The 24898-nt window shown below is 71.8% G+C and carries 24 protein-coding genes, 1 tRNA gene and 1 pseudogene; 17 read left to right on the top strand and 9 right to left on the bottom strand.

Going from position 1 to position 24898, the window contains the following annotated elements; all coding sequences use genetic code 11:
- Window positions 1–81 precede the first annotated feature (81 nt).
- Together B5D60_RS03935 and B5D60_RS17330 are read left to right on the top strand one after the other, a co-directional pair.
- Window positions 82–765: a hypothetical protein gene (locus B5D60_RS03935; RefSeq protein ID WP_078698940.1), complete on the top strand. Its 684-nt coding sequence runs from the start codon at window positions 82–84 to the stop codon at window positions 763–765.
- Window positions 766–1372: 607 nt separating this feature from the next.
- On the top strand, window positions 1373–1876 hold the full coding sequence (locus tag B5D60_RS17330; protein ID WP_172806404.1) for a YMGG-like glycine zipper-containing protein: 504 nt from the start codon (window positions 1373–1375) through the stop codon (window positions 1874–1876).
- A gap of 2 nt (window positions 1877–1878) precedes the next feature.
- On the opposite strand, the pseudogene B5D60_RS17325 reads toward B5D60_RS17330, so the two are convergent.
- Together B5D60_RS17325 and B5D60_RS03925 are read right to left on the bottom strand one after the other, a co-directional pair.
- Window positions 1879–2379, bottom strand: a pseudogene (locus B5D60_RS17325) (DUF4082 domain-containing protein); the annotation flags it as partial.
- A gap of 195 nt (window positions 2380–2574) precedes the next feature.
- Window positions 2575–3888, bottom strand: coding sequence for a glycosyltransferase family 4 protein (locus B5D60_RS03925; protein ID WP_078698938.1), 1314 nt, complete (start codon window positions 3886–3888; stop codon window positions 2575–2577).
- Between the two features lie 112 nt (window positions 3889–4000).
- On the opposite strand from B5D60_RS03925, the gene B5D60_RS03920 reads away from it, so the two are divergent.
- Together B5D60_RS03920 and B5D60_RS03915 are read left to right on the top strand one after the other, a co-directional pair.
- On the top strand, window positions 4001–4606 hold the full coding sequence (locus tag B5D60_RS03920) for a serine O-acetyltransferase (protein WP_172806248.1): 606 nt from the start codon (window positions 4001–4003) through the stop codon (window positions 4604–4606).
- Window positions 4603–6006, top strand: coding sequence for a class I adenylate-forming enzyme family protein (locus tag B5D60_RS03915; RefSeq protein WP_078698936.1), 1404 nt, complete (start codon window positions 4603–4605; stop codon window positions 6004–6006). Before B5D60_RS03920 ends, B5D60_RS03915 begins: the two co-directional genes overlap by 4 nt.
- A gap of 3 nt (window positions 6007–6009) precedes the next feature.
- Here B5D60_RS03915 and nadE read toward each other — a convergent pair whose 3' ends face one another.
- From nadE to B5D60_RS03900, 3 genes are read right to left on the bottom strand one after another with little or no spacing between them, the layout of a single operon-like run.
- Window positions 6010–6975 carry an NAD(+) synthase gene (nadE, locus tag B5D60_RS03910; RefSeq protein ID WP_078698935.1) on the bottom strand — a complete coding sequence of 322 codons (966 nt, stop codon included), beginning with the start codon at window positions 6973–6975 and terminating at the stop codon, window positions 6010–6012.
- The gene (gene asnB / locus B5D60_RS03905) at window positions 6972–8912 is read right to left on the bottom strand and encodes an asparagine synthase (glutamine-hydrolyzing) (protein WP_078698934.1); all 1941 of its coding nucleotides are present in this window, start codon (window positions 8910–8912) and stop codon (window positions 6972–6974) included. Before asnB ends, nadE begins: the two co-directional genes overlap by 4 nt.
- 18 nt (window positions 8913–8930) lie before the next feature.
- Entirely contained in the window at window positions 8931–9179 is a 249-nt protein-coding gene (locus tag B5D60_RS03900) for an acyl carrier protein (protein WP_078698933.1), read from the bottom strand.
- A gap of 202 nt (window positions 9180–9381) precedes the next feature.
- On the opposite strand from B5D60_RS03900, the gene B5D60_RS03895 reads away from it, so the two are divergent.
- The 6 genes from B5D60_RS03895 (at window position 9382) to B5D60_RS03870 (ending at window position 16445) form a co-directional block, all read left to right on the top strand.
- The gene (locus B5D60_RS03895) at window positions 9382–10221 is read left to right on the top strand and encodes an SGNH/GDSL hydrolase family protein (RefSeq protein WP_078698932.1); all 840 of its coding nucleotides are present in this window, start codon (window positions 9382–9384) and stop codon (window positions 10219–10221) included.
- Window positions 10218–10604, top strand: coding sequence for a holo-ACP synthase (acpS, locus tag B5D60_RS03890; RefSeq protein ID WP_078698931.1), 387 nt, complete (start codon window positions 10218–10220; stop codon window positions 10602–10604). The genes B5D60_RS03895 and acpS overlap by 4 nt, the downstream gene beginning before the upstream one ends.
- A gap of 50 nt (window positions 10605–10654) precedes the next feature.
- The gene (gene mfd, locus B5D60_RS03885; RefSeq protein ID WP_078698930.1) at window positions 10655–14134 is read left to right on the top strand and encodes a transcription-repair coupling factor; all 3480 of its coding nucleotides are present in this window, start codon (window positions 10655–10657) and stop codon (window positions 14132–14134) included.
- A gap of 71 nt (window positions 14135–14205) precedes the next feature.
- Window positions 14206–15225 carry an LCP family protein gene (locus tag B5D60_RS03880; protein WP_078698929.1) on the top strand — a complete coding sequence of 340 codons (1020 nt, stop codon included), beginning with the start codon at window positions 14206–14208 and terminating at the stop codon, window positions 15223–15225.
- A gap of 25 nt (window positions 15226–15250) precedes the next feature.
- Window positions 15251–15874 carry a SurA N-terminal domain-containing protein gene (locus B5D60_RS03875; protein ID WP_078698928.1) on the top strand — a complete coding sequence of 208 codons (624 nt, stop codon included), beginning with the start codon at window positions 15251–15253 and terminating at the stop codon, window positions 15872–15874.
- 1 nt (window position 15875) lies between these two features.
- The gene (locus tag B5D60_RS03870) at window positions 15876–16445 is read left to right on the top strand and encodes a MazG family protein (protein ID WP_078698927.1); all 570 of its coding nucleotides are present in this window, start codon (window positions 15876–15878) and stop codon (window positions 16443–16445) included.
- A gap of 179 nt (window positions 16446–16624) precedes the next feature.
- Here the strand turns inward: B5D60_RS03870 and B5D60_RS03865 are convergent, their stop codons facing one another.
- Entirely contained in the window at window positions 16625–17143 is a 519-nt protein-coding gene (locus B5D60_RS03865) for a cysteine hydrolase family protein (RefSeq protein WP_078698926.1), read from the bottom strand.
- Window positions 17140–18642 (bottom strand): purine-cytosine permease family protein, encoded by a 1503-nt coding sequence (locus B5D60_RS03860; RefSeq protein ID WP_078698925.1) that lies wholly within the window; start codon window positions 18640–18642, stop codon window positions 17140–17142. The genes B5D60_RS03865 and B5D60_RS03860 overlap by 4 nt, the downstream gene beginning before the upstream one ends.
- A 194-nt stretch (window positions 18643–18836) precedes the next feature.
- Here B5D60_RS03860 and eno point away from each other — a divergent pair, with 194 nt between their 5' ends.
- The 6 genes from eno to B5D60_RS03830 all read left to right on the top strand — a co-directional run bounded on the left by eno (window position 18837) and on the right by B5D60_RS03830 (window position 23139).
- Window positions 18837–20111 carry a phosphopyruvate hydratase gene (gene eno / locus B5D60_RS03855; RefSeq protein WP_078698924.1) on the top strand — a complete coding sequence of 425 codons (1275 nt, stop codon included), beginning with the start codon at window positions 18837–18839 and terminating at the stop codon, window positions 20109–20111.
- A 3-nt stretch (window positions 20112–20114) separates the two neighbouring features.
- On the top strand, window positions 20115–20666 hold the full coding sequence (locus tag B5D60_RS03850; RefSeq protein WP_078698923.1) for an FtsB family cell division protein: 552 nt from the start codon (window positions 20115–20117) through the stop codon (window positions 20664–20666).
- Window positions 20663–21157 carry a DUF501 domain-containing protein gene (locus B5D60_RS03845; RefSeq protein WP_078698922.1) on the top strand — a complete coding sequence of 165 codons (495 nt, stop codon included), beginning with the start codon at window positions 20663–20665 and terminating at the stop codon, window positions 21155–21157. Before B5D60_RS03850 ends, B5D60_RS03845 begins: the two co-directional genes overlap by 4 nt.
- 58 nt (window positions 21158–21215) lie before the next feature.
- Window positions 21216–22139, top strand: coding sequence for a Ppx/GppA phosphatase family protein (locus B5D60_RS03840; protein ID WP_197684395.1), 924 nt, complete (start codon window positions 21216–21218; stop codon window positions 22137–22139).
- On the top strand, window positions 22139–23056 hold the full coding sequence (locus B5D60_RS03835) for an NAD(P)-dependent oxidoreductase (protein ID WP_078698921.1): 918 nt from the start codon (window positions 22139–22141) through the stop codon (window positions 23054–23056). The genes B5D60_RS03840 and B5D60_RS03835 overlap by 1 nt, the downstream gene beginning before the upstream one ends.
- A gap of 10 nt (window positions 23057–23066) precedes the next feature.
- Window positions 23067–23139, top strand: a tRNA-Leu gene (locus B5D60_RS03830).
- A gap of 3 nt (window positions 23140–23142) precedes the next feature.
- On the opposite strand, the gene B5D60_RS03825 is transcribed toward B5D60_RS03830, so the two are convergent.
- Both B5D60_RS03825 and trmB read right to left on the bottom strand, forming a co-directional pair.
- A complete protein-coding gene (locus B5D60_RS03825) occupies window positions 23143–23592 on the bottom strand; it encodes a hypothetical protein (protein ID WP_078698920.1) in 450 nt (149 codons plus the stop codon).
- Window positions 23589–24332, bottom strand: coding sequence for a tRNA (guanosine(46)-N7)-methyltransferase TrmB (gene trmB / locus B5D60_RS03820; RefSeq protein ID WP_078698919.1), 744 nt, complete (start codon window positions 24330–24332; stop codon window positions 23589–23591). The genes B5D60_RS03825 and trmB overlap by 4 nt, the downstream gene beginning before the upstream one ends.
- A 35-nt stretch (window positions 24333–24367) precedes the next feature.
- On the opposite strand from trmB, the gene B5D60_RS03815 reads away from it, so the two are divergent.
- Window positions 24368–24874, top strand: coding sequence for a DinB family protein (locus tag B5D60_RS03815; RefSeq protein ID WP_078701271.1), 507 nt, complete (start codon window positions 24368–24370; stop codon window positions 24872–24874).
- Window positions 24875–24898: the final 24 nt, after the last annotated feature.

The raw sequence follows: 24898 nt of genomic DNA, 5'->3' as shown, positions 1-24898 counted from the left end.
CGCGATCGGCCCGGAACGACGGGTGTGCGTGACAGACTGGAGGGCGAACGCGGACGCTCGGGCCGCCGGAGGAGGAGTGACGTGGTCTTCTGGGACGTGCTGGTCGCCGCCTTCCGGCGCTGGTACGTCGTCGTCCTGGGGCTCGCGGTCACGTACGTCGCGGTCGCGGCGGTCGACACGGCCCCCGACGTGTACTACCTGCGAGGCCAGGCCGTCTTCGTCGCGCCGGCCAGCCAGGTCTACCCGAACAAGCTGCGCGTCAACGCCGCCGACCTGATCACGGTGGCCGGGGTCGTCGGCAAGCGGATCAACGGCATGGACGCCCTGCCCAAGACGGCGTCGTCGGCCGCGACGATGGTGGGCCGCGGCGTGCGCGACGGCGTGCTGATCACGCTGCCCGACAACGGCGTCCAGTGGGCGCCGTACTTCGACACCCGCGCCCTCTACATCGAGGTGGCCGCGCCCGATCCCGAGACCGCGCGAGCCCGGCACCGCGAGGCGCTCACCGAGATCTCCACGGAGCTGCAGACCCTGCAGGACGAGCAGGACGTCGCCGCGAACGAGCGCGTGACGATCGCGCCCTCGCCGGAGTCGCCGGCCGTCGTGCGCCTCGGCGGGCAGCCGATGCTGGCCAAGATCATGGTCCTCGCCCTCGGCGGAGGTGCGACCCTGGGGGCCGTGGCTGCGCTCGAGCGTCGCGCCCAGCGTCGTCGCGACCGTGAGCCGGTGGCTCCCGACGACGACCGCGAGCTCGCTCGGGTCTGACCCCTCGCACACGGACGAAGCCCCGCGCACCGGATCGGTGCGCGGGGCTTCGTCGTCACGACGGGCGGTGCGGGGTCAGCCGCGGAAGCCCAGGCACGAGAGCGGGCGACTGGACGACCAGGCGCCGGTGCCCTCGTTGTAGTTCACGTACTCGTTCCCCGCGCCCCAGGTGATCCCGGCGCCGCAGGCCTGGTTGTGGCTGGGCCCGTAGATCCAGGAGTCCTCGGCCACCTTGAGGTTGGTGACCTGGCCCGGGGTGTCGAGCCGGAAGACGAAGCCGCCGCCGGACACGAGCACGTCGTCGATCACGGCGCTGGTGTTGCCCTGGGTGGGGTAGAAGAACGCCGAGTTGCCGATGCAGTACGGCGTCGGGTTCAGCTTGAGCACCGAGTGCCGCACGGTGACCTTCGCGCCGTTGTAGCCCTGGAGCGCGTCGCCGTGCCAGTCGATGCCGCTGCCGGCACGCTCGCAGCCGGCGTAGGCGTTCACGCTGACGAACGAGTCCTCGACCCGGACCTCGCCACAGCCGTAGTCCTTGCCGCCGACGCGCAGGCCCTCGGACGGACCGTCGATCTTGACCCGTCGGGCCGTGTAGCCGCCGAACTGGATGGCCGGCTGGCCGATGTCGTTCGCACCGCGCAGGATCGTCGTGTCCTCGATGACCAGCCCGTTGGAGCACTGGCGGCTGAAGACGTTGTTGATCTGCCCGCTGCTGATCTCGACCCGCCGCACGGTGACGTTCGCCGCGCGGATGTTGAGGTTGCCGTTCACGATGCGCAGGTTCTCCACCACCGCGCCGGCCGTGGTGACGTTGTGGTCACCGTTGATCGTCCGGGTGGGGGTCCAGCCCGACGGGGTGCCCGTGTTGGCGCGCGTCGGGAAGTTGCGGCTTCCCGGAGGCGTCGTCGGAGCAGTCGTCGGGGCCGTGGTGGGTGCCGTCGTCGGGGCCGTGGTGGGTCCCGTGGTCGGGGCGCTCGTGGGCGCGGTCGTCGGGGCCGTGGTGGGCGCCGTCGTGGTGGGCTCCGAGGTCGGAGCCGTGGTCGGCGTCGTGGTCGGCGGGGGCGTCGTGGGTCCGGCGTCGCCCGTGGAGACCACCACGTCGACGTGGTAGTTCGAGGCGCGGTACGTCCGCGTGGGGTAGTTGCCGAGGCGGCCGCTGTAGACGCCAGCGTCCGGGGCGGCCCGCAGCACGCCGTTGCTCACCGCGCGGGTGAACTGGCGCTGGTCCTGGGGCTGGCGGCCCTGGGGCGCCGAGTAGGACACGACGTAGTTCTCACCGGGCTCGAGCAGCACAGGGGAGTCGAGGTCCACCGTCTGCAGGCCGGTCTGGCCCGACGCCGGGAAGGTCGCGGTCGACAGCGGCGAGCCGGTGGGCGACCACAGGGTCGCGATCGTGCCGCGGCTGAGGGTCTGGCTCCGGTACACCTGGATCGACTCGGCGTACGCCGGGCGGGTGACCTGGAACTTCAGCCCCACCTCCCATGGACGGGAGTCGCCGAGCGCGCGGGGGCGCAGATCGTCGGGGAGGAGGCTCTGGGTCTCCGCAGCGGCGGAGGTGCGCTCCGTGGCGGCGAACAGGGCCGGGGTGGTCAGTGTGACGGCGAGCAGCGCCATGACGAGGCTGCGTCGCGAGAAGGAGAGTTTCCGCTTGGCCGAGATCCTGCGGTGCTTTCGGGGGGGACGTGGGGTCAACGGCATGGAGATAGGCCTTGATGTAGAGGCGTGAACCCGCCAACCCTCGCACGCCCCGACACGGCGATGCAAGCGAAATGGCAGGGAGAACCGGCCCTCGGGTGAGGGTGGAGTGACTCAGGATGCAGGCGGGATCGGGCCCCGGGAGAGCACGAAGCGCTCGAGCTCCTCCGGTGTGACCAAGTCCACATAGTCCTTTCTGACCGGGCCGGCATCGACCGTCCCACCGAGCAGGGACCTCCAGACGCCGACGTAAGCCTCCGACTGCGGTTTCCAGTCCAAGTGGGTCGCCACCCGTTCCCGGGCCTCACGGGCGAGCCTGACGCGTAGTTTCGGGTCGTCGAGCAGGCCCTCGACGGCATCGGTGAACGCCGCGATGTCGCCCGATTCGACGAAGAGGCATGTCTCACCAGCCGAGACCCGGGTCTCCACGAGGTCGAACGAGACGGTGGGCAGCGCGTACGCCATGTACTCCATCGTCTTGTTCATCGTGGAGACGTCGTTGAGCGGCGTCTTGAGGTCGGGGCACAGGCCCACCGTGGCGGCGCTGAGGTGCCGAGCGATCTCGGGCGGCCCGACCCGACCGGTGAAGGTGACGACGTCGTCCAGCCCCAGCTCGGTGGACCGCCGGCGCAGGTCCTCGTAGCAGTCGCCGAAGCCCATGAGGACGGCGTCGACATCGGTGCGTCCACGCCGGTGCACCAGCTCGTCCATGACGTCCAGCACGGTCTCGACCCCGTCCTGCGGGCCCATGATCCCGAGGTAGGCCAGCGTGTGCCGGGTCGGCGCGGGAGCGTCGGGGTCGTGGATCGGCCGCATCGTCGAGGTGTCGGGTCCGCTGCGCACCACGGTGACGTCCTCGGGGCTGAACCCGCCGCGCTCGATGGCGATCCGCTTGTACGACTCGTTCGTGGAGATGACGTGGTCCGCGGTGGCGTACGTGCGGCGCTCGAGCCACTTCAGGAAGGCGAACTGCAGCCGCTGCATGAGCGAGTCGGGCTCGCCGAAGCGCGAGAGGAACAGCTCGGGATTGAGGTCGTGCTGGTCGAACACGAACGCCACGCCGCGCCGCCGCCACAGCCGGGCCAGAGCCCAATAGGTGTCGGGCGGGTTGCAGGCCTGGATGGCCTGGAAGGGGCGCTCGCGCCACACGCGCAGCGACAGCCACGCGGTGCGCAGCCACGAGTAGACGAACTCGACCAGGTAGCCCAGGGCGCCCGAGGCCTGGGGCGCGGGCCGGTACTTGTGGATGCGGACCCCGTCGAGGGTCTCCGCGGACGGATCACCGGGGCCCTTCGGGCAGATCACGCTGACGTCGAATCCGGCGGCGATCAGCGCCCGGCACTCCAGCCAGACGCGGCGATCCAGGGGGACGGGCAGGTTCTGGACGATCACGAGGACGTGCGGCCGGGATGCGGGCGCGTTCGACATGGGCACCAGCGTAGGCAGTCCGCCCGGCCGTCGTGGCGAAACCGCGAGTCTGTCCCACCGGGCGCGATTCGGGGCTCGACCCGCGGCCCCCGTCCGGTGCCATACTCCTGCCATGACGACAGACCAGGAGCCCGCGAAGCCGACGGCGCCGGTCGTCACCGCACCCACGGAATGGGACATGTCGACGTGGCAGGGACTGCTCGACATCGTTCACGAGGACATGGCCTCGCACGCGCCCGGCTGGCTCGTCCCCGCCAAGCACATGCTCGCGGTGCACCGCTTCGGCGAGTGGGTCCACGCTCCCGGGCGGGGCGTCCTCGTGCGCCGCCTCGGCCGGGTGCTCTACAAGTTCGTCAACGCCGCCTACGTGCGGAACGTGCTGGGGTTCGAGGTCAGCCACGACACGGCGATCGGCCATCGGGTGGTCTTCGTCCACCAGAACGGCGTGGTGCTGCAGCCCGGTGCCGTCATCGGCGACGACTGCATGATCTATCACGGCGTCACCCTCGGCCGGCGGTGGGAGCCCGACCACGCGGAGTCCTACTACGCGCCGCCGCGGATCGGTCGTGGCGTCCACCTCGGCGTGGGCAGCGTCGTCATCGGAGCGGTGCGCGTCGGCGACGGCGCGAAGGTCGGTCCGAACGCGGTCGTCGTCACCGACGTCCCGGCCGGCGGCAGCGTGGTGTCGCCCCCCGCCCGGTCGCTGAGGCTGCGATGACGGGTGCCTCGTTCGCCGACCTGCTGAGGTGGACCGACGACCCGCAGCGCGTCGCGGTGATCGACGGCGAGACCACCCTCACCCGGGGCGAGCTGTTCACGCGGGCCTTCGAACGGGCCGAGCACATCGCGGCCACCGTGCCCGCGGACGAGCGGGTCGCCCTGTCGGGCGCGGGGCACGAGGCCGTCGTCGACATCGTCGCGGTGCTGCTGTCGGGCCGCTCGCTCGTCATGCTGCCGCGCCCCACCCCCGAGCGCACCCGCGAGCTCGCGGCGCGGTCGCGGTGCCGCTTCGACCTTTCCGCCGGCGCCCTCGAGCCGTTCGGCGTCGAGCCGTCGGCCGACCCGCGCCACCATCCCGCTGATGGCATCGAGGTCGTGGGCTCGCCCGAGGCGCTGCTCCTGTTCACCTCCGGCACCACGAGCGAGCCCAAGGGCGTGCGGCTGTCGTCGCGCAACGTGGCCTGCAACGTCACGGCGGTGAACCAGGTCGTGCAGCCGTGGGACCCGGACGAGGACGTCCTCGGCTTCATCCTCGACCCGACGCACTCCTACGGGTTCTCGATGGTGCTGCTGGCGCTGATGCGCTCGGTGCCCCTGCTCATGACCGCGGGCACCCTGCCGTCGCGACCGCTCGCCGAGCTCCTCGACCACCACGGCGTGACGATCCTGCCGTGCGTCCCGTACTACCTGCGCCTCGTCGCGCGACGCTTCTCGCTCGGCGAGGACTTCGCGCCCGCCCTGCGCATGCTCCTGCTGGCCGGTGGCGGGGTGTCTGACGCCTCGCTCGCCGAGCTGACGCCGGGGTTCCACGGCGGCACGCACCTCATGTACGGGCTCACCGAGGCCACCGCCCGGGTGGCCGTGCGGCCGCTGGGCAGCACCGCCCCGGCCGACTCGGTGGGGCTGCCCCTGCCGGGCACCACGGTCGACCTCGTCGACGCCGACGGTCGCGTCACGGTGGGCGGGGAGGGACGCCTTCGCGTCACCGGGCCCTCGGTCTTCATGGGCTACCTCGGTGACCCGGTCCGCGAGCCCGGCACGCCGCTGGTCACCACCGACCTCGGCCGGATGGACGCCCACGGCCACCTCACCGTGACCGGCCGGCTCGCGGAGATGATCAACTTCCGCGGGAACCGCGTCTCGGCCGTGGCGGTGGAGGCCGAGGTCGCCCGCGTGGACGGCGTGGCCGGCGCGCTGCTGCTGGCCGACGACACGGTCGAGGACGCGCAGTGCTCGCTGTTCGTCGAGCTGGCGCCCGACGCCGATCGCGAAGGGCTCACCCGGCGCGTGCTGGCCGCGGTCGACCCGCGCGGGCTCGTGCGTGAGGTGGTGGTGGTCGACCGTCTCCAGACCACGCGCACCGGCAAGCTGGTCAGGCGCCGCCCGGCCGGCGCCTGAGGGTCACAGCGACGTCAGCAGGTACTCCGCGTACAGCGCCCGGCGCGTGTAGAGCTCGAAGAACTTCTCCACGTCCGAGGTGCGCAGGCCGAGGCGGTCGGCGGTGGCCGCCGGGTCCTCCTCCTGGTCCCAGGCCAGCCACAGCTCGTCGTTGGTGCGCACCGACGTGCCGTAGAAGTACTCCTCCTGGCTCTGGGGCGCGCTGAACGTGTCGGTCGTGGGCGGCCTCTTCTGCACCGACTCGGGCACGCCGATGTGGGCGGCGACCTCGTACACGTGGGACTTCAGCAGGTGGCGCAGCGGGAAGACCTCGCCGCAGCCGTCGCCGTGCTTGACGTAGAAGCCCTGGTCGAGCTCGAGGCGGTTGGACGTGCCCACGACGATCTGGTTGCGCTCGTCGGCGATGCGGTAGGTGGAGAGCATCCGGATCCGCTGCTTCTGGTTGGTCGCGGCCATGATCGTCAGGAAGTCGCGGCCGCCGAGGCGGTGCATCGTCTGCTCGCCGCCGCGGATCACGTTGAGACGGAAGGACTGGAGCTGCTCGTCGTTGCCCAGGGCGGGATCGAACTCCACCGAGTAGCGGTCTCCGGCGTCGGCGTCGAACTCCGGCACGATCCGCTGGACCACGGCGAGGCGGTCGTCGTAGCAGCCGAGGGCGTCCAGCGGGGCGGTGATGTCGCGGTGCAGCAGCTCGACGCCGAACGCGTCGGCGACCTCCTGGGCGTAGCCGACGGTCTCGCCCGAGCTCTCCTTGTCGGGCAGCGTCAGCGCCACGACGCGCTTCGCGCCCAGCGCGCGCACGGCCAGGCCCAGGCAGGCGGAGGAGTCGATGCCGCCGCTGAGCGCGACGATGGCCCCGGTGCGACGGAAGTGCCGCGCGGTGTCGCGGATGGACGCGACGAGCAGGTCGGTGGTGGCGCCCACGTCCTCGAGGTCGATCCGGCGGCTCAGTTCCTGGATGTCGGTCATGCGGTTCCCCTTCGAAGGTCGGCGTCCGCGTCCGCGAAGCCGTAGGTCTGGACGAGCATCGTGGTGCTGAGGATCCACACGAGCGCGAGGTCGTCGTGGAAGCTCGTGCGGCTGCGATGCGTCTTGTCGATGAGCCAGGCCACGCGCCGGGGGTCGAAGACCCCGGTGTCGGCCACGGCGTCGGGCGAGAGGTAGCGGTCGAGCAGCGCGCGGCCGGTGGGCGAGCGGAAGACGCCGCCCTCGGGCGCGGTGTACGGCTGCTTGACCCGCTCGGTGACCGCGGGCGGGAGGTGGGCGCGCACCGCCTCCTTGAGCACGAGCTTCTCGTTGAGGTCGTGCAGCTTCGAGGCCTCGGGCAGCGTCAGGGCGAAGTCGATGACGTCCTCGTCGAGGAACGGGTACCGGCACTCCACGCTCTGGGCCATGAACGGCCGGTCGCACTGGGTGGCCAGCAGCGAGGTGCCCAGGAAGTAGGTGGCCTCGAGATACTGCGCCCGCTCGACCGTGGACCAGCCGTGGAAGGCGTCGGGCAGCCGGTCGCGGACGCGCCCGAGAGTCCCCTCGAGCGAGGTCTGCTCACGCAGCGGCTCGGCGAGGTACTGGGTGATCCGGAACGCCGCCGACCAGCGGTGCAGGTGGGAGAACACCGGGTCGTCGTGCTGCTCGAGCCCGCGCTCGTAGAACGCCGCACTCGCTCCGCGCCCCAGCTGCGCCTGGTGGGCCAGCGCCTTCTCGAGCAGCCGGGCGAACGCGGGGGAGTCGGGGTCGGCGGCCCACGCGTCGCGGATGGACGCCACCTTGAACACGTCGTAGCCGCAGAACAGCTCGTCGGCGCCTTCGCCACTGAGCACGGCACGCGAGCCGCTGTGCTTGATCCGCTCGGCCAGTGCGATCGAGGACCCCGGCGCCGTACGCATGAGCGGCAGCTCGGCATGGCGCGTGATCAGCTCGAGGGCCGAGGCGACGGACTCGTCGTCGCACACGATCGCGTCGTGGTGGGTGCCGAAGTGATCGGAGACGAGGGCCTGGAAGGGAGCCTCGTTGAGCCCTTCCTGCGCGAACTGGATCGAGAAGCTGTCGATCGTCTGGTCGGGCCGGATCGAGCGCAGGGCCGCGAGGACGGCGCTGGAGTCCAGGCCGCCCGACAGCAGCACGGCGGGGTCGCCGTACTGGGGGACCCGGCGCTCGACCGCGGCGGTGAGCAGACCGAGCAGCTCCTTGGCCTGGTCGTCGACGCTGCGGTCGTCACGCTGCTCGGCGAACTCGAAGCGCCAGTACCGCGAGGTGCTCTCGCGGCCGTCGTGGGACTCGACGAAGCCACCGGCCGGGACGGACGAGACGCCGTGGAACGCGGTGCGGCCCGGGTGCAGGCCCCACAGCACCCCGGCGTCGACGATGTCGTGAAGCGACATGGGCGTGCGCAGGCCGGCGTCGGCGAAGGCCTTGACCTCGGAGGCGAAGACCAGCTCGTCGGCCGGCGTCCGCGTCCAGAAGAGCGGGACGATGCCGAGCCGGTCGCGCGCCAGCAGCAGCCGGCGACGGTCGGCGTCCCAGAACGCGATCGCGAACTGGCCGCGGAATCGGGCGAACGCGTCGCTGCCCCATTCCATCAGGGCGTGCAGGACGACCTCGGTGTCACCGGCGGTGCGGAACGTGTGGCCGGCCCCTTCCAGCGCGGACCGCAGCTCGGCGAAGTTGTAGACCTCGCCGTTGAACGACAGGAGGTAGCGCCCCGCGTCGTCGGCCATCGGCTGGCGGGACGTGGGCTTGTCGACCAGCGCGAGCCGGACCGTGCCGAAGTGCGCGGCGCCCGAGCTGGTGGAGAGGCTCTCGTCCGGGCCGCGGTGCGCGATGCTGGCCAGCATCCGCTCCACCGACCGGAGTCGGTGGGCGTCGTCGTGGGACGCCGCTGCGACGATCCCCGCAATTCCGCACATGGCCGGTCCGGTGAGGTCTCAGCCGTGCTTGACGATGAAGTCGACCACGGAGTCCACGGACGCGAAGGTGGCCCGGGTCTCCTCCTCGGCGGCGAGCGGCCGCCCGATGTGCTCCTCGACGAACACGGCGACCTCGGCGATGCCGAGCGAGTCCAGGACGTCGTCCACGAGGGGGGAGTCGTCCTTCAGCTCCTCGGGATCCAGGGGGATGAGCTCCCCGAGGATCAGCTCGCGCAGCTCGGTCACCAGCTCTTCTCGCGTGGCCATGGGCACTCCTTTATCTTCTGTCACACCTGCCGATGCCAGCCCGGGTTCGACCGACCCGGTGTCCGGACACTACCAGTCGAATTACGGCGAATTCGCGGGTTCCGGGCAACGGTGGGACGGTACGATCGGGGCACCGGATCACGTATCTCCCACGAGTCCCGCGCCTCCTTGGTGATACCGCCCCGACGAGAGGAGTTCGACGATGCGCAAGGCCTGGGTCATCCTGGTGGCGCTGCTGGCCGCCGTCGCTCTTGCCGCCGGCGTGGGAATCGCCGTGGCGGCCGATGTCGACGAGGTCGCCGGCGAACCCTTCACCCCGGTCGAGGCGAGCGAGGCCGACATGGAATCACTGGGAACCACCAAGGTCTTCTTCGCGCACCAGTCGGTGGGCGACGACGTCCTGCGGGGCATCGGACTCATCCACGAGCAGGAGGGCCTGCCCGCACCCGAGGTCACCGAGGCCACCAGCGTGGCCGGCCCGGGGATCACGCACATGCACGTGGGCACCAACGGCGATCCGCTGGGCAAGATCGAGGAGTTCGACTCGGTGGTCCGTGCCGGCGTCGGCGATCAGGCCGACGTCGTCGTGTTCAAGCTCTGCTACGTCGACCTGTGGGCGTCCTCCGACCTCGACGAGGTCTTCACGGCCTACCGCGAGACGTTGCGCTCGCTGCAGGAGGCCTACCCCGAGACCACCTTCATCGCCACCACCGAGCCGGTCACCACGCGGCGCGGCTGGAAGGGCTGGGTGAAGAAGGCGATCGGGCGCGACGACGGCCTCGCGAACGAGAACAACATCGCCCGCGAGCGCTACAACCAGATGATCCGCGCGGAGTTCTCCGAGCCCGGCGAGCTGTGGGACGTGGCCGCGATGCAGTCCACCACCCCCTCGGGCGAGCGGGTCGCCGCCTCCGAGGACGGCCAGACCTTCTACTCCCTGTACGACGGCTACGCCCGCGATCCCGGCCACCTGAACGAGGCCGGCAGCATCGTCGCCGCCCACAGCTTCCTGGCCACCGTGGCGGCGGCGAACCGGTCGTGACCCCCGGCGTCGCCTGCGGGGTCGACATCGTGTCGGTCGACCGCATCCGGGCCGCCGTGGAGCGCTCGGGCCCGCGGTTCCTGGAAAAGTACTGGACCCAGGACGAGCTCGCCTACTGCGCGGGACGGCCCGAGCGGCTGGCGGCCCGGTGGGCGGCGAAGGAGGCCGCGATGAAGGTCCTCGAGGGCGGCTTCGACCGGTTCGACCCGCTCTCGATCGAGGTGCGCCGCGACGCCGGGGGAGTGCCCCGGCTCGAGCTCGCGGCCGACGCCGCCGACCACGCGCGCGAGGTCGGCCTCGCGTCGTGGTCCCTCTCGCTCTCGCACGAGCGCGAGCACGCGGTCGCGATGGTCACGGCGCTGCGCTGGCCCACGTCGTCCTGAGGCTCGCCCGGCGGGTCCCGTGCGGCGCCTGCCCGTAGTCTTGACAGGCCATGGCACAACCTGAATTGACCGCGGCGGTCGCCGCCGAGCCCCATCTCGTCGAGTTCGCCTCCGCCCTGCGCGGAGGCGCCGCGACGGCGCAGCTGACGGCTCCTCCCGCGTTCCACCCGTTCGTCGCCGCGGCCCTGTCCGGCGACGAGTCCGTCGTCGTGGCCGTGACCGCCACCGAGCGCGAGGCCGACGACCTGGCCGCCGCGGTCGGTGCCCTGATCGGCCCCGAGCTGGTCGCGTCGTTCCCCGCGTGGGAGACGCTGCCGCACGAGCGGCTGTCGCCGCGCTCCGACACGGTGGGTCGCCGGCTCGCCGTGCTGCGTCGCGTCGTCCACGGGGGCGACGAGCGCCCGCGCGTCGTGGTGGCGCCGATCCGGTCGATCCTGCAGCCGCAGGTCAAGGGCCTGGCCGACCTCGAGCCGGTCGAGCTGCGTGCTGGCCAGGACGTCGAGCTCGACGACATCGTCGCCCGCCTGGCCGCGGCCGCCTACACCCGCGTCGACCTGGTCGAGCGGCGCGGCGAGTTCGCCGTCCGCGGCGGCATCGTCGACGTCTTCCCGCCCACCGAGGACCACCCGCTGCGAGTGGAGTTCTGGGGCGACACGGTCGACGAGGTCCGCCGGTTCGCCGTGGCCGACCAGCGCACCCTCGAGCCCGTCGACCGCCTGTGGGCGCCGCCGTGCCGCGAGCTGCTGCTCACCGACGAGGTCCGCGCCGCCGCCGCGCGGTACGCCGTGAGCCACCCGTCGCTGGGCGAGCTCTTCACGAAGCTCTCCGAGGGTCACGCCGTCGAGGGCATGGAGTCGCTCGCACCCGTGTTGGCGGGGGAGATGGAGCTCTTCGTCGACCTGCTGCCGCCGGGGTCGACCATCGTGACGTCCGAGCCCGAGCGGATCAAGGCGCGCGCCGCCGACCTGTTCGCCACCAGCGAGGAGTTCCTCGCCGCGTCGTGGGCCACCGCGGCCGGCGGCGGAGAGAGCCCGATCGACCTCGGCTCGGCGGGATTCCACGAGCTCGACGACGTCCGGCAGCACGCCGCGAAGCTCGGGCTGGGCTGGGGCGAGGTCTCGTCCTTCGCCCTCGACGAGTCGCACGTCGTCCAGGCCGAGCCGGCCCCGCAGTACCGCGGCGACACCGACGCGGCGTTCGCCGACATCGTGAAGTGGCGGTCCGAGGGTCGCCACCTCGTGCTCGTGGCCCCGGCGCACGGGCAGGCCCAGCGCACCGTGGAGTGGCTCGCCGAGCACGACGTCCCCGGCGCGATCGTCGACCGCGCCGACGGCACCGACGGCATCGAGCGCGGCGTCGTCCAGGTGATCTGCGCCGAGATCGGGCACGGGTTCGTCTCGGACTCGCTCGGCCTCGTCCTGCTGACCCGCGACGACCTCGTGGGCCAGCGCGCCGCCGAGCGCACGACGAAGTCGATGCCCGCGCGGCGCCGGCGGCAGATCGACCCCCTCGAGCTCAAGCCGGGCGACGCGGTCGTGCACGAGCAGCACGGCGTCGCCCGCTACGTCGAGCTGGTCAACCGCGTCGTCCACGGCGCGGCCCGCGAGTACCTCGTGCTCGAGTACGCGCCCAGCAAGCGCGGCCAGCCGGCCGACCGGTTGTTCGTCCCGATGGACCAGCTCGACCAGGTCAGCCGCTACATCGGCGGCGAGTCGCCGTCGCTCGACCGCCTCGGCGGCGGCGACTGGTCGAACCGCAAGTCCAAGGCCCGCAAGGCGGTGCGCCAGATCGCCGACGAGCTGATCAAGCTCTACGCGGCACGCCAGTCCACGAAGGGCCACGCGTTCGGTCCCGACACCCCGTGGCAGGCCGAGCTCGAGGACGCGTTCGCGCACGTCGAGACGCCCGACCAGCTGGCCACGATCGACGAGGTCAAGCGCGACATGGAGCGCACCGTCCCGATGGACCGCCTCGTCTGCGGCGACGTCGGCTACGGCAAGACCGAGATCGCCGTGCGGGCGGCGTTCAAGGCGATCCAGGACGGCAAGCAGGTCATCCTCCTGGTGCCCACGACGCTGCTCGTGCAGCAGCACTACGCCACCTTCGCCGAGCGCTTCGGCCAGTTCCCGGTCACGATCCGGCCGCTCTCGCGGTTCCAGACCGACAAGGAGTCCAAGGCCACCCTCGAGGGGCTGGCCGACGGCTCGGTCGACCTCGTCATCGGCACGCACCGGCTGCTCCAGCCCGGCGTGCGGATCAAGGACCTCGGCCTCGTGATCGTCGACGAGGAGCAGCGCTTCGGCGTCGAGCACAAGGAGGCGCTCAAGCACCTGCGCGCGGCCGTGGACGTGCTGAGCATGTCGGCCACGCCGATCCCGCGGACGCTCGAGATGGCCGTCACCGGCATCCGCGAGATGAGCACGATCGCCACCCCGCCGGAGGAGCGCCACCCGGTGCTGTCCTTCGTCGGGCCGTACGACGACAAGCAGGTCACGGCGGCGATCCGGCGCGAGCTGCTGCGCGAGGGTCAGGTCTTCTACCTGCACAACCGCGTGCAGAGCATGGACAAGACGGCCGCCCACATCCGCGAGCTCGTGCCCGAGGCCCGCGTGGCCGTGGCCCACGGCAAGATGGGCGAGCACCAGCTCGAGGAGGTCATGGTCGCCTTCTGGGAGAAGCGCTTCGACGTCCTGGTCTGCACCACGATCGTCGAGTCGGGTCTGGACGTGTCCAACGCGAACACGATGCTCATCGAGCGGGCCGACACGCTCGGCCTCTCGCAGCTGCACCAGCTCCGTGGCCGCGTCGGCCGTGGCCGCGAGCGCGCGTACGCCTACTTCCTCTACCCGCCGGACAAGCCGCTCACCGAGACGGCCCACGACCGGCTGGTCACGATCGCGCAGCACTCCGAGCTCGGCGGCGGCATGGCCGTGGCGATGAAGGACCTCGAGATCCGCGGAGCGGGCAACCTGCTCGGCGGCGAGCAGTCCGGGCACATCGCCGACGTCGGCTTCGACCTCTACATCCGGCTCGTCGGCGAGGCGGTCGCGGAGTTCCGTGGCGACGCGGCGCCCGAGAAGGAGGTCAAGCTCGAGCTGCCCGTCGAGGCGCACCTGCCGCACGACTACGTGCCCAGCGAGCGACTGCGCCTGGAGATGTACAAGCGGCTCGCCGACGTGCGGGCCACCGCCGACATCGACGAGCTGCGCACCGAGCTGCAGGACCGCTACGGCAAGCTGCCCGACTCCGTGGAGGCGCTGCTCGACGTGGCGGCGCTGCGGGTGAAGGTGCGGGCGGCGGGCCTCACCGAGGTGACCTCGGCCGGGTCGAACATCCGGTTCAACCCCGTCACGCTCCCCGAGTCCGCGAAGCTGCGCATCAACCGGATCTACCCCAAGAGCCTGTACAAGGAGGCCGTCAAGGTCCTGCTCGTGCCGGCCCCGCGAGAGCCCGGGATCGGCGGCAGGCCGCTGCGCGGACGCGAGCTGCTCGACTGGGTGGCGCGAGTCGTCGACACCATCGTCGGCTGACTCCGGCGCAGCCTCCTGAGAGGTTGCTGAATCCGCGGAAACACCGGCGGATTCTCGGTTACTGTCAGGCGGTGACCGACACCGAAGCCCCCGTCGCCGCGGCGCCCAAGCCGCGCTGGCGGCGCGTGCTGCGGAGCCTGGTGATCGTCACGACGATCGTCGTCACCGTCGCGGTCCTCGCGGCCCTCGGCGCCGGCGTGTGGGTCCAGAGCCGGCTGGGCGGCCAGGTCGAGCACCTGCCCTCGGCGATGCCGGTGGGGGAGCGTCCCGCGGAGTCCGCCGGGGACTCGATGAACATCCTGCTGATGGGCAGCGACAAGCGCGTCGACGGCTCCGTCGCCGGCCAGCGCAGCGACACGATGATGGTGGTGCACGTCCCGTCCGACCGCAGTGGCGTCGGCGTCGTCGGCATCCCGCGCGACTCCTGGGTGCAGGTGCCCGGACACGGGCCGGCCAAGATCAATGCCGCGTTCGCCTGGGGCGGCCCGGCACTCGCGGTCGAGACGGTCGAGAACCTCACCGACGTCCGCATCGACCACGTGGCGGTCATCGACTGGGAGGGCTTCAAGGCCCTCACCGACGCGATGGGCGGGGTTGAGATCACGGTGCCGGCCACCGTCACCGACGGGTACTCCGGCCGCACGTGGCAGGCCGGCACGCAGCGCATGGACGGCGCGACCGCGCTGGACTACGTGCGTCAGCGGGCCGGGCTCGCCGGCGGCGACTTCGACCGCATCAAGCGCCAGCAGAACTTCCTGCGCGCGCTGATGGCCCAGGTGCTGTCCACGCGAACCTTCGCCAACCCCTTCCGCCTGTACGACGCCCTCGACGCGGTCACCGCGAACCTCACCGTGGACGAGGGCTGGAGCACCGGGGACCTGCGCGACTTCGCGTGGTCGCTGCGGTCGATCCGTGCCGAGGACGTGGCGTTCACGACCGTGCCCGTGAAGGGCACGGGCATGGAGGGGGACCAGAGCGTCGTCTACCTCGACCGCCAGGCCGGCGAGGAGATGTGGCAGGCCGTCCGCGAGGACGCGGTGGCCGAGTGGATCGCCGAGACCGGCGCGGGCCTGCCGGCTGACGTGAACTGAATCACGGTCCCGGTACGCTGACGCCATGTCGAAGACCCGCCTGGCCGTCCTCGGGCTCGCCGCGCTGCTGATGGCGGGCTGTGGCCCCGTCAACCCCGGTGCCGCGGCCGTCGTGGACGGCACCCGGATCCCCATGTCCGACGTCGAGGACGTCGCCGACGTGTACTGCACCGCCTCCCTCTCGGGCCAGAGCGGCAGCGCCGCCGGCATCGACTCGGCCGCCCTGCGCCGCCAGTCGGTCGCCGACCTGGTCTCGGGCGAGGTCGCCGACCAGGTCGCGAAGGACCGCGGCTACGACGTCACCGTGCCGTCGCTGGGCTCCGCCGAGCAGGCGCAGCTGGAGCAGATGTTCGGTGACGAGCTCCCGGCCGCCCTGGACCTGATCGAGCGCAACCAGCGCACCGGCGTGATCGCCCAGGAGATGGCGCGCGAGGCCGACGCCTCGATCCCGGAGGGCGAGCAGCTGCTCCAGGCCGGCCAGCAGCTGCTGGCCCGGGCCACCGCCGAGGCCGACATCTCGGTCGACCCGCGCTTCGGCCTCGACGAGACCATCCAGCAGATCGCCGAGACCGGATCGCTGTCGGTGTTCGGCGGCGAGCTGGACGCCACGGCCACCGAGGACCGGCCCGCGGCGCTCCAGTGCTCCTGACGTGAGCCGGGAGTTCGACCGCCTCATCGAGGTGATGCGCCGGCTGCGGACGGAATGTCCGTGGACCCGTGAGCAGACCCACGCGTCGCTGCGTCGCTACGTCATCGAGGAGGCCTACGAGACCGCCGAGGCGATCGACCTCGCCGGCTCGGGGCACCTGCGCGAGGAGCTGGGCGACCTGCTGATGCAGGTCGTCATCCACGCCGCCATCGCCGAGTCCGACGACGAGGGCTGGACCACCGACGACGTGGTGCGCGAGATCGCGGACAAGCTGGTGCACCGCAACCCCCACGTGTTCGGTGACGTCACGGTGACGTCCGCGGCCGAGGTCGACGCCAACTGGCAGCGCCTCAAGGCCGAGCGCAAGCAGCGCACCCATCCCACCGAGGGCATCCCCGCCGACCTCCCGGCGCTCATGGCCGCCGACAAGGTGCTGGGCCGCGTCGACCGCCCGGTCGAGGGCGACGACCTCGGCGCGCAGCTGCTGAGGCTGGTGGAGCAGGCCCGGGCCGCGGGCCTGGACCCGGAGGCCGAGCTGAGGCGAGCCACCCGGCGCCACGCCGACGGCTGACCACCGGGCTGCGATCTCGATACACCGTCTCGCTGCGCTCGCCGGCACTCGATCGCCGGGCCGCTCGGTGGTCGAGCGGGCGTATCGAGACCATGCGTGCCGGTACCGGATCGCCGGGCCAGTCGGTGGTCGAGTAGCTCCGCGAGGAACGAGCGGGCGTATCGAGACCACGCTCGGCCTCAGACGACGGTGATCTGCGGACCGTAGAGCGCCATGACGTCGAGAGCCTTGGCGTGGTTCTCCGGCGTCGACCCGGCGCAGGCCTGCGCGACGACACGGATCGTGGCGCCCGCGTCCGCGGCGGCCAGCGCCGTCGAGATGACGCAGCAGTCGGTGGCCACCCCGGCCAGCACCAGCTCGGGCGCTGGCCCCGTGACACTCTCGAGCGCCGGCCACTTGCCGAAGGTGGTGGCGTCGACGGTGCCGCCGGCGGCCAGGTCGGCCACCTCGGGCACGAGGTCGAACAGGGCGTCCTCGGGCGGGCGGTCGGCGAAGGGCCACGCCTCGAAGTACGCGTTCCAGCCGCCCACCCGCTCGTCGCCCGCCGCCGGAACCCACCGGGTCACGATCGTGCGGTGCCGCGCCGCGAGCTCGCGCACCGGCTCGACGATCGACCCGAACAGGGGCGAGCCCCACGGCGAGTCCGGCGCCGCGAAGACCCGCTGCGGGTCGATCACGACGAGCCAGGGCTCGCTCACGCGCGCTCCTCCTGGCGGGCCACCCGCCCGCGCTGCAGCAGCAGGGTGGCGAGGAAGCCGATGGCGAAGGCCAGCAGGACGCCGAGGTTGGCGTAGGCCCAGTTGCCGTCCCAGTACGACCCGTCCTCGACCCACGTGCCCAGGCCGAGCGGCTCGATGAGGTACCCCTGCCAGTTGTTCCAGGACGCGTCCTGGGCGAAGTTGTTCACGACCAGGCCCCAGCCCACCACCGACGCGACCGCCATCGTCGCGACGGCGACCCAGTTGACCGAGCCGTACCGGCCCCGGCTGTCGAACAGGTCGACGTCGTCGTAGTCCCGTTGGCGCAGGGCGATGTCGGCGATCATGATGCCCGCCCACGCCGCGATCGGGACGCCGAGCGTGATGAGGAAGCTCTGGAACGGCGCCAGGAAGCTCTCGGCGAAGAACACGACGTAGATCGTGCCGAGCGTCAGGATCACGCCGTCGACGAAGGCGGCGGTGGGCCGCGGGATCTTCACGCCGAGGCTCAGCAGGGTCAGCCCGGAGGAGTAGATGCCCAGGACGGCGCCGCTCACCAGCGCCAGCACGGAAGCGACCAGGAAGGGCACGAGGTACCAGGTCGGCAGGACCGTGGCGAGCGTGCCGATCGGATCGATCGCGATCCCCTCGGAGAGCTCGGGGGAGGAGCCGGCGAGCAGGATGCCGTAGAGCACCAGGATCACGGGTGCGAGTGCCCCGGCGAGGGTGTTCCACGCGACGATCTGCGCGCCGGGGGTCTCGCGACGCTGGTAGCGCGACCAGTCGGCGGCGATGTTGATCCAGCCGAAGCCGAAGCCCGTCATGACCATGACGAACGCGCCGATCACGGCCTGGCCCGAGCCGTTGGGCAGGGAGGTGACGGCGTCGAGGTCGACCTCGTCGAGCGTGAGCGCGATGTAGCCGATCGTGGCGAGGCCGGTCAGCCAGGTCAGGACCGACTGCATGCGCATGATGATGTGGTAGCCCGCCACGGAGGCGGCCACGATGAGCGCTGCGACGACGATCATCGCGATGATCTTCACCGCGTCGCCACTGCTCCAGCCGAGCTCGCGGAACACCGTGGCGGTGGCGAGCGTGGCCATGATCGCCAGGAAGGTCTCCCAGCCGATCGAGATCAGCCAGCTGAACACGCCCGGGATCTTCTGCCCGGTGACGCCGAACGGCGCCCGCGACAGGATCATCGTGGGCGCGGAGCCGCGCTTTCCGGCGATCGCGACGAGGCCGCAGGCGGCGAACGAGACCACGATGCCGAGCACCGCGACGAGGCTGGCCTGCCACAGGGAGATGCCGAATCCCAGGACGAAGCTGCCGTAGGAGATGCCGAAGACCGACACGTTGGCCGCGAACCACGGCCAGAACAGGTCGGAGGGCTTGGCGGTGCGCTCGCTCTCGTCGATGATCTCGATGCCGGTGGTCTCGATGCCCGCGCGGCGGACCGCCTCGAGACCGCCGCCGGGCCCCTCGCTGTGAATCGTCATGTCCGTCCTCCTGCCGATGCCTGGGCTCACTGTCCCACGCAGGGGACGGAGGATGAGGCATTCGGCCCCGCTGCGGTACCCGAATGCATCATCGTGCGTCCGGCGGGCGCGGGGTCACCCCGGCAGCGGTGCTCACGGCGCTACGCTGGGGCTGCTCGACTCCCACACTTCCGCCACCCACCGAGGAGCCTGCCGTGGCCATCATTCATGACGTCGCCGCCCGAGAGATCCTGGACTCCCGGGGCAACCCGACCGTCGAGGTCGAGGTCGTCCTGGACGACGGCACGCTGGGCCGCGCGGCGGTCCCCTCGGGCGCGTCCACCGGCCAGTTCGAGGCCGTCGAGCTGCGCGACGGCGGCGACCGCTACCTCGGCAAGGGCGTGCTCAAGGCCGTCGAGGCCGTCAACGGCCCCCTGGCCGAGCTCCTCGTCGGCTTCGACGCCGACGACCAGCGCGCGATCGACGAGGCGATGCTCGACCTCGACGGCACGCCCAACAAGGGCCAGTACGGCGCGAACGCGATCCTGGGCATCTCGCTCGCCGTGGCCCACGCGGCCGCCGAGTCGGCCGGCCTGCCGCTGTTCCGCTACGTCGGCGGCCCCAACGCCCACGTGCTGCCCGTGCCGATGATGAACATCGTCAACGGCGGCGCCCACGCCGACTCCAACGTCGACGTGCAGGAGTTCATGATCGCGCCGATCGGCGCCGAGAGCTTCGCCGAGTCGCTGCGCTGGGGTGCCGAGGTCTACCACGCGCTCAAGGGCGTCCTGCACGACCGCGGCCTGTCCACCGGACTGGGCGACGAGGGTGGCTTCGCGCCCAACCTCGAGAGCAACCGCGCCGCGCTCGACCTCATCGCGGTCGCGGTGGAGAAGGCCGGGTTCACGCTGGGCTCCGACATCGCGCTGGCGATGGACGTCGCCGCCAGCGAGTTCCACGGCGATGCCGGCTACACGTTCGAGGGCGTGGCCAAGTCGACCGACGAGATGATCACCTACTACAGCGAGCTCGTCGCGTCCTACCCGATCGTGTCGATCGAGGACCCGCTGGACGAGGAGGACTGGGCCGGCTGGACCGCCATCACCGCGGCCCTCGGCGACAAGACGCAACTCGTCGGCGACGACCTGTTCGTCACGAACGTCGAGCGACTGGGCCGCGGCATCGCCGAGAAGGCCGGCAACGCGATGCTGGTGAAGGTCAACCAGATCGGCTCGCTGTCGGAGACCCTCGACGCCGTCGACCTCGCGCACCGCGCCGGCTTCCACAACATGATGAGCCACCGCTCGGGCGAGACCGAGGACGTCACGATCGCCGACCTCGCCGTCGCCACGAACTGCGGCCAGATCAAGACCGGCGCTCCGGCCCGCTCGGACCGTGTCGCCAAGTACAACCAGCTGCTGCGCATCGAGGAGCTGCTCGGCCCCGCCGCCAGCTACGCGGGCGCGAAGGCCTTCCCGAGGTTCGCCTGAGTCATGGCCGGACGCGGATCGTCCCCGTCGTCGCGCCGACCCACGGGTCGGCGTGACGGTCGGTCGACCCCGCGCACCACGTCACGCCCCACCACCGCACCGGTCGTCGCGGCGGCGCCCGGCGGCTCGGGCACGAAGTTCACCACCCGGGCGCTGATCCTGCTGGGCGTGGCGGTCATGCTGATCGCCTCGTACACGGCCTCGGTGCACGCGTGGTGGCAGCAGCGGTCCGAGATCGCCGCGCTCGAGGCGCAGAACCGTCAGACCAGCGCCGAGATCGAGCAGCTCGAGGACCAGCAGCGGCGTTGGAGCGACCCGGCCTACATCCGCCAGCAGGCGCGCGAGCGCTTCGGATGGGTCATGCCCGGCGAGATCGGCTACCGCGTCATCGGCGTCGACGGTGAGCTGAAGGGCCAGTCCTCGCGGCTCGAGGAGCCCGAGGTCGCGCCGCGCCGCCCGTGGGTCGAGCGGCTGTGGGGGTCGGTCGAGGCGGCCGGCACCCCCGAGCAGGAGTCCGCGCCGCAGGGCGATCCCGAACTGGAGACCGACGAATGATCGACCCCGCCGACATCGCCGCGATCACCGAGCAGCTCGGCCGGCCGCCCCGCGGGATGATCGAGATCTCCTCGCGCTGCCCGTCCGGGCACCCGAACGGCGTGAAGACCGAGCCGCGGCTGCCCGACGGCACGCCGTTCCCCACGCTCTACTACCTGACGTGCCCGCGGCTGACCGGCGCGATCGGCACGCTCGAGGCCTCGGGGCTGATGGCCGAGATGACCCAGCGGCTTTCCGAGGACGCCGAGCTCGCCGCGGCCTACCGCGCCGCCCACGAGTCGTACCTGGCCGAGCGCGAGGCGATCGGGCACGTCGAGGAGATCGACGGCATCAGCGCCGGTGGCATGCCCGACCGCGTCAAGTGCCTCCACGTCCTGGTCGGTCACTCGCTGGCGAAGGGCCCGGGCGTGAACCCCCTCGGCGACGAGGCGGTCCGCCTGCTCGGCGACTACTGGGGCCACTCGGCCTGCGCCCCCGCCGATCCCGCCTGAGCCCGATCCGCCCGCACCGGCGGGGAGCCGGGCGGCGGCGCCCCGATAGCCTGACGGCATGGCTGTGAGCACGGTGGCGGCGATCGACTGCGGGACCAACTCCATCCGACTGCTGGTCGCGCAGATCGATGGCGGCACCAAGACCGACCTGCTGCGTGAGATGCGCGTGGTGCGACTGGGGCAGGGCGTCGACGAGTCCGGGACCCTCGCGCCCGAGGCCGTCGAGCGCACGCTCGAGGCCTGCCGCGAGTACGGGCGGGTCATCGAGGCCATGGGCGTCGACGTCGTCTCGTTCGCGGCCACCTCGGCGGTGCGCGACGCCGACAACGCCACCGAGTTCTCCGACCGGGTCGCTGAGATCCTCGGGGTGCGACCCCGCGTGCTGAGCGGCCAGGAGGAGGCCCGCGCCTCCTTCGAGGGCGCCACCGGCGACATCGCCGAGGCCCTCACGGCCGTGATCGATCTCGGCGGAGGCTCGACGGAGGTCGTCCAGGGGCTCGGCGCGCCGTCGTTCTCGCACTCCTTCGACCTCGGCTCGGTGCGCATGACCGAGCGGTTCCTGTTCACGGACCCGCCGTCCGTGGGCGAGGTCACCGCCTGCATGAGCCACCTCGACGCCGTGCTCGCCCCGGTGCTCGGCTCGCTGCCGCCCTCGGACGAGATCGTCGGGGTCGCCGGCACGATCACCACGATCGCCGCCCACTCCTTGGCGCTGCCCTCCTACGACAGCGAGAGGATCCACCAGGCACGCATCCACGTCGACGACGTGCGAGCGGCCTGCGGCAACCTCATGCAGATGCCCGTGGCCGACCGCCGCGCACTCCCGTACATGCACCCCGGACGGGCCGACGTGATCGCCGGGGGAGCCCTGATCCTCGACCGCGTCCTCGAGCACCTGCCGCGCCACACCGACGAGCTGGTCGTCAGCGAGCAGGACATCCTCGACGGCATCGCCTGGGCCGCCGCGAGGGAGGTCGCCTGATGCGCGTCTCCGTCCCCGACGAGTCCTGGCAGGACGTCCTGGCCGACCTCCCGGTCGACGTGATCGTGTGGGACGGTCGCGCGCCCCAGCCCGAGGGCCGCATCGACCTCGCCGTCTGGCCCTACACGCTCGACCCCTCCGACATGGCGGCTGTCGACGCCTCGCGCATCGGCCTCATCCAGGGGCAGTCGCTGGGCTACGACGGCGTCGCGTCGGTGCTGTCGGCAGGCGGCCGCTACGCCAACGCGGTGGACGTGCACGAGGACTCCACCGCGGAGCTGGCGGTGGCGCTGCTCCTGGCGGCGGTGCGCAGCCTCGACGTCTTCGGGGCCCAGCAGGCGCAGGGCCGCTGGAGCAAGAGCTGGACCACCAGTCTGCTCGACCGACGCGTGATGCTGCTCGGCGTCGGCGGCATCGGCCGCCGGGTCGCCGCACGCCTCGACGGCTTCGGCTGCGAGATCGTCCGCGTCGGCTCGCGGGCCCGCGACGACGAGCACGGTCACGTGCACGGCACCGGCGAGCTCGCCGACCTGCTGCCCACGGTGGACGCCGTCGTCGTGGCGGTGCCGCTCACCCCCGACACCGAGGGGATCGTCGACGCCGGGTTCCTCGCGCGGCTGCGCGACGGCGCGATCGTCGTCAACGTGGCGCGCGGCCGCACCGCCGTCACCGATGCCGTCCTGGTCGAGGCGGGACGCGTGCGCTACGCCTCCGACGTGTTCGACCCCGAGCCGCTGCCCGAGGGCCACCCGCTGTGGTCGGCGCCCGGCGTGATCATCACGCCCCACATCGGCGGCATGACGTCGGCGATGGCTCCGCGCATCCAGGCCGTCGTGCGCGGCCAGGTGGAGCGGCTGCTCGCCGGCCAGGAGCCGGCCGACGTCGTCGTGGACCACCGGGACGCAGCGGGATCGTAGGCTGGGCCAGGCTCCCGTAGCCCAACGGCAGAGGCAGACGGCTTAAACCCGTTTCAGTGCGGGTTCGAATCCCGCCGGGAGCACCCTCAGGACTGCGCGAGCTGCACCGCGGACCACGTCTCGTCCAGGGCGGTGGGCTCGGTGGTGGTCCAGCCGTACTCGTCCACGCCGGTGCGCAGGATCGGCAGGGGCAGGGCGTCGGTGGGGTAGAGCACCCAGACCCGCCCGATCGAGCCGAGTCGCGGCAGCACGTCGTCGAGCCGCATGTGGAACTCCTGGGTGTTCGACACGGCGATGAGCGCGGTGTCGATGCCCGAGGGCTTGTCACGCTCGGCGGGCTCCTCCTGGTTCTCCGCGCCGGTCCAGGTGTCGTCGAACCAGCGCTCGCTCTGCTCGGGCTCCTCGTCCTGGTAGGTCTCGACACCGTCGGGGAGGGGGTCGAGCAGCGCGGTCTCCTCGATGGAGTCGCCCACGATCCAGACCAGGGTGCCCGGCTCGATCCCCAGCAGGTCGGCCGTCGTCTGCTCCTGCGTCATGCGGTCATCCTAGTGGCGCTCAGATCCCGGATCGTGCGTCCCTTCGCCGTGCCCTTGGCCTCGAAGCGGGTGACGGGGCGTCCCGCGAAGCGCTCGGCCCAGTCGCCGGAGGTGGTGAAGCCCTCGGCACGGCCCAGCACCTCGAGCATCTGGTCGGCGTAGTCCTGCCAGTCGGTGGCCAGGCGCCACGTGCCACCCGGCCTCAGGACGCGGCGCACGAGGGGGACGAAGTCGTCGGTGACCATGCGGCGCTTGTGGTGGCGCGTCTTGTGCCACGGGTCGGGGAACCACACCCGCAGCTCCTCGAGGCACTGCTCGGGCAGCATCCGGGTGAGGGCGGGAACAGCGTCCACCACCGCCAGTCGCACGTTCTCCACGCCTGCGTGTCGCAGCCCGATGAGCGTCTGCGCGACGCCCGGCACGTAGACCTCGAGGCCGAGGAAGTCGGTGCCGGGGTTCTCCCTGGCGGCGTGCACGAGGGACTCGCCGCGCCCGCTGCCGATCTCGAGCACGAGCGGCGCGCTGCGGCCGAACAGCTCGGACGGGTCCAGCGTGAAGCCCTCCGCGACCGAGGTGCTCGTGCGCCCCCGGGGCACGTCGACGACGAACCGCTCGGCAACGTCGTCCCAGGCGTCCTGCTGCCGCTCGGAGAGGCGACCTCCCCGCCGGGTGAACGACACGATCTCGCGCCGGAAGGGCTCTTCGTCTCGATCCGTGCGGTCTTCGGCGGTTTCGGGCATGGTCCGAACCTATCGAGCCTGCCATCGTGGCCGGCATGGCGATCATCCCTGACACCAAGGACTGGACGTGGGTGCTGGAGCGGACCTGTGAGGAGTGCGGCTTCGACCCGGCCGCCGTCGACCCGCCTCGGGCGGGGGAGGAGGTCGCGGCGATGGTGCCGCGGTGGCGCGCGGCGCTCGAGCGGCCCGACGTGTGGAAGCGGCCCGACGACGCCACGTGGTCGGTGCTGGAGTACGCGTGCCACGTGCGCGACGTGCTCCTGCTGTTCGCCGAGCGCCTGGAGCTGATGCGCGAGCACGACGGCCCGGAGTTCGCGAACTGGGACCAGGACGCGAGCGCGGTGGGGTACGCCGGCGAGTCCCCGGCCGCCGTCGCCGCCGAGCTGGCCCCGGCCGCCGACGCCTTCGCGGCGCAGATCGAGGCCGTCACCGACTGGGCGCGCCCGGGGTACCGCTCCAACGGCTCGGCCTTCACCACCGACACCCTGACCCGGTACGCGCTGCACGACCTCGTGCACCACCTGTACGACGTCCGGGCCTGACGGGAAGCCTCCGTCGGTCGCGAC

Source organism: Aeromicrobium choanae (assembly GCF_900167475.1).
Classification (GTDB): domain Bacteria; phylum Actinomycetota; class Actinomycetes; order Propionibacteriales; family Nocardioidaceae; genus Aeromicrobium; species Aeromicrobium choanae.
Note: the sequence above shows the minus strand (reverse complement) of the source record. Positions and strands in the feature narration are given on the sequence as shown.

Excerpts from the sequence above, each read along its gene's own strand:
- B5D60_RS17330 (WP_172806404.1), top strand. The coding sequence starts at position 1,373 with ATGGCCGGCTGGCCGATGTCGTTCGCACCGCGCAGGATCGTCGTGTCC.
- B5D60_RS03925 (WP_078698938.1), bottom strand. The coding sequence starts at position 3,888 with ATGTCGAACGCGCCCGCATCCCGGCCGCACGTCCTCGTGATCGTCCAG.
- B5D60_RS03920 (WP_172806248.1), top strand. The coding sequence starts at position 4,001 with ATGACGACAGACCAGGAGCCCGCGAAGCCGACGGCGCCGGTCGTCACC.
- B5D60_RS03915 (WP_078698936.1), top strand. The coding sequence starts at position 4,603 with ATGACGGGTGCCTCGTTCGCCGACCTGCTGAGGTGGACCGACGACCCG.
- nadE (WP_078698935.1), bottom strand. The coding sequence starts at position 6,975 with ATGACCGACATCCAGGAACTGAGCCGCCGGATCGACCTCGAGGACGTG.
- asnB (WP_078698934.1), bottom strand. The coding sequence starts at position 8,912 with ATGTGCGGAATTGCGGGGATCGTCGCAGCGGCGTCCCACGACGACGCC.
- B5D60_RS03900 (WP_078698933.1), bottom strand. The coding sequence starts at position 9,179 with ATGGCCACGCGAGAAGAGCTGGTGACCGAGCTGCGCGAGCTGATCCTC.
- B5D60_RS03895 (WP_078698932.1), top strand. The coding sequence starts at position 9,382 with ATGCGCAAGGCCTGGGTCATCCTGGTGGCGCTGCTGGCCGCCGTCGCT.
- mfd (WP_078698930.1), top strand. The coding sequence starts at position 10,655 with ATGGCACAACCTGAATTGACCGCGGCGGTCGCCGCCGAGCCCCATCTC.
- B5D60_RS03875 (WP_078698928.1), top strand. The coding sequence starts at position 15,251 with ATGTCGAAGACCCGCCTGGCCGTCCTCGGGCTCGCCGCGCTGCTGATG.
- B5D60_RS03860 (WP_078698925.1), bottom strand. The coding sequence starts at position 18,642 with ATGACGATTCACAGCGAGGGGCCCGGCGGCGGTCTCGAGGCGGTCCGC.
- B5D60_RS03850 (WP_078698923.1), top strand. The coding sequence starts at position 20,115 with ATGGCCGGACGCGGATCGTCCCCGTCGTCGCGCCGACCCACGGGTCGG.
- B5D60_RS03845 (WP_078698922.1), top strand. The coding sequence starts at position 20,663 with ATGATCGACCCCGCCGACATCGCCGCGATCACCGAGCAGCTCGGCCGG.
- B5D60_RS03840 (WP_197684395.1), top strand. The coding sequence starts at position 21,216 with ATGGCTGTGAGCACGGTGGCGGCGATCGACTGCGGGACCAACTCCATC.
- B5D60_RS03835 (WP_078698921.1), top strand. The coding sequence starts at position 22,139 with ATGCGCGTCTCCGTCCCCGACGAGTCCTGGCAGGACGTCCTGGCCGAC.
- B5D60_RS03825 (WP_078698920.1), bottom strand. The coding sequence starts at position 23,592 with ATGACGCAGGAGCAGACGACGGCCGACCTGCTGGGGATCGAGCCGGGC.
- trmB (WP_078698919.1), bottom strand. The coding sequence starts at position 24,332 with ATGCCCGAAACCGCCGAAGACCGCACGGATCGAGACGAAGAGCCCTTC.
- B5D60_RS03815 (WP_078701271.1), top strand. The coding sequence starts at position 24,368 with ATGGCGATCATCCCTGACACCAAGGACTGGACGTGGGTGCTGGAGCGG.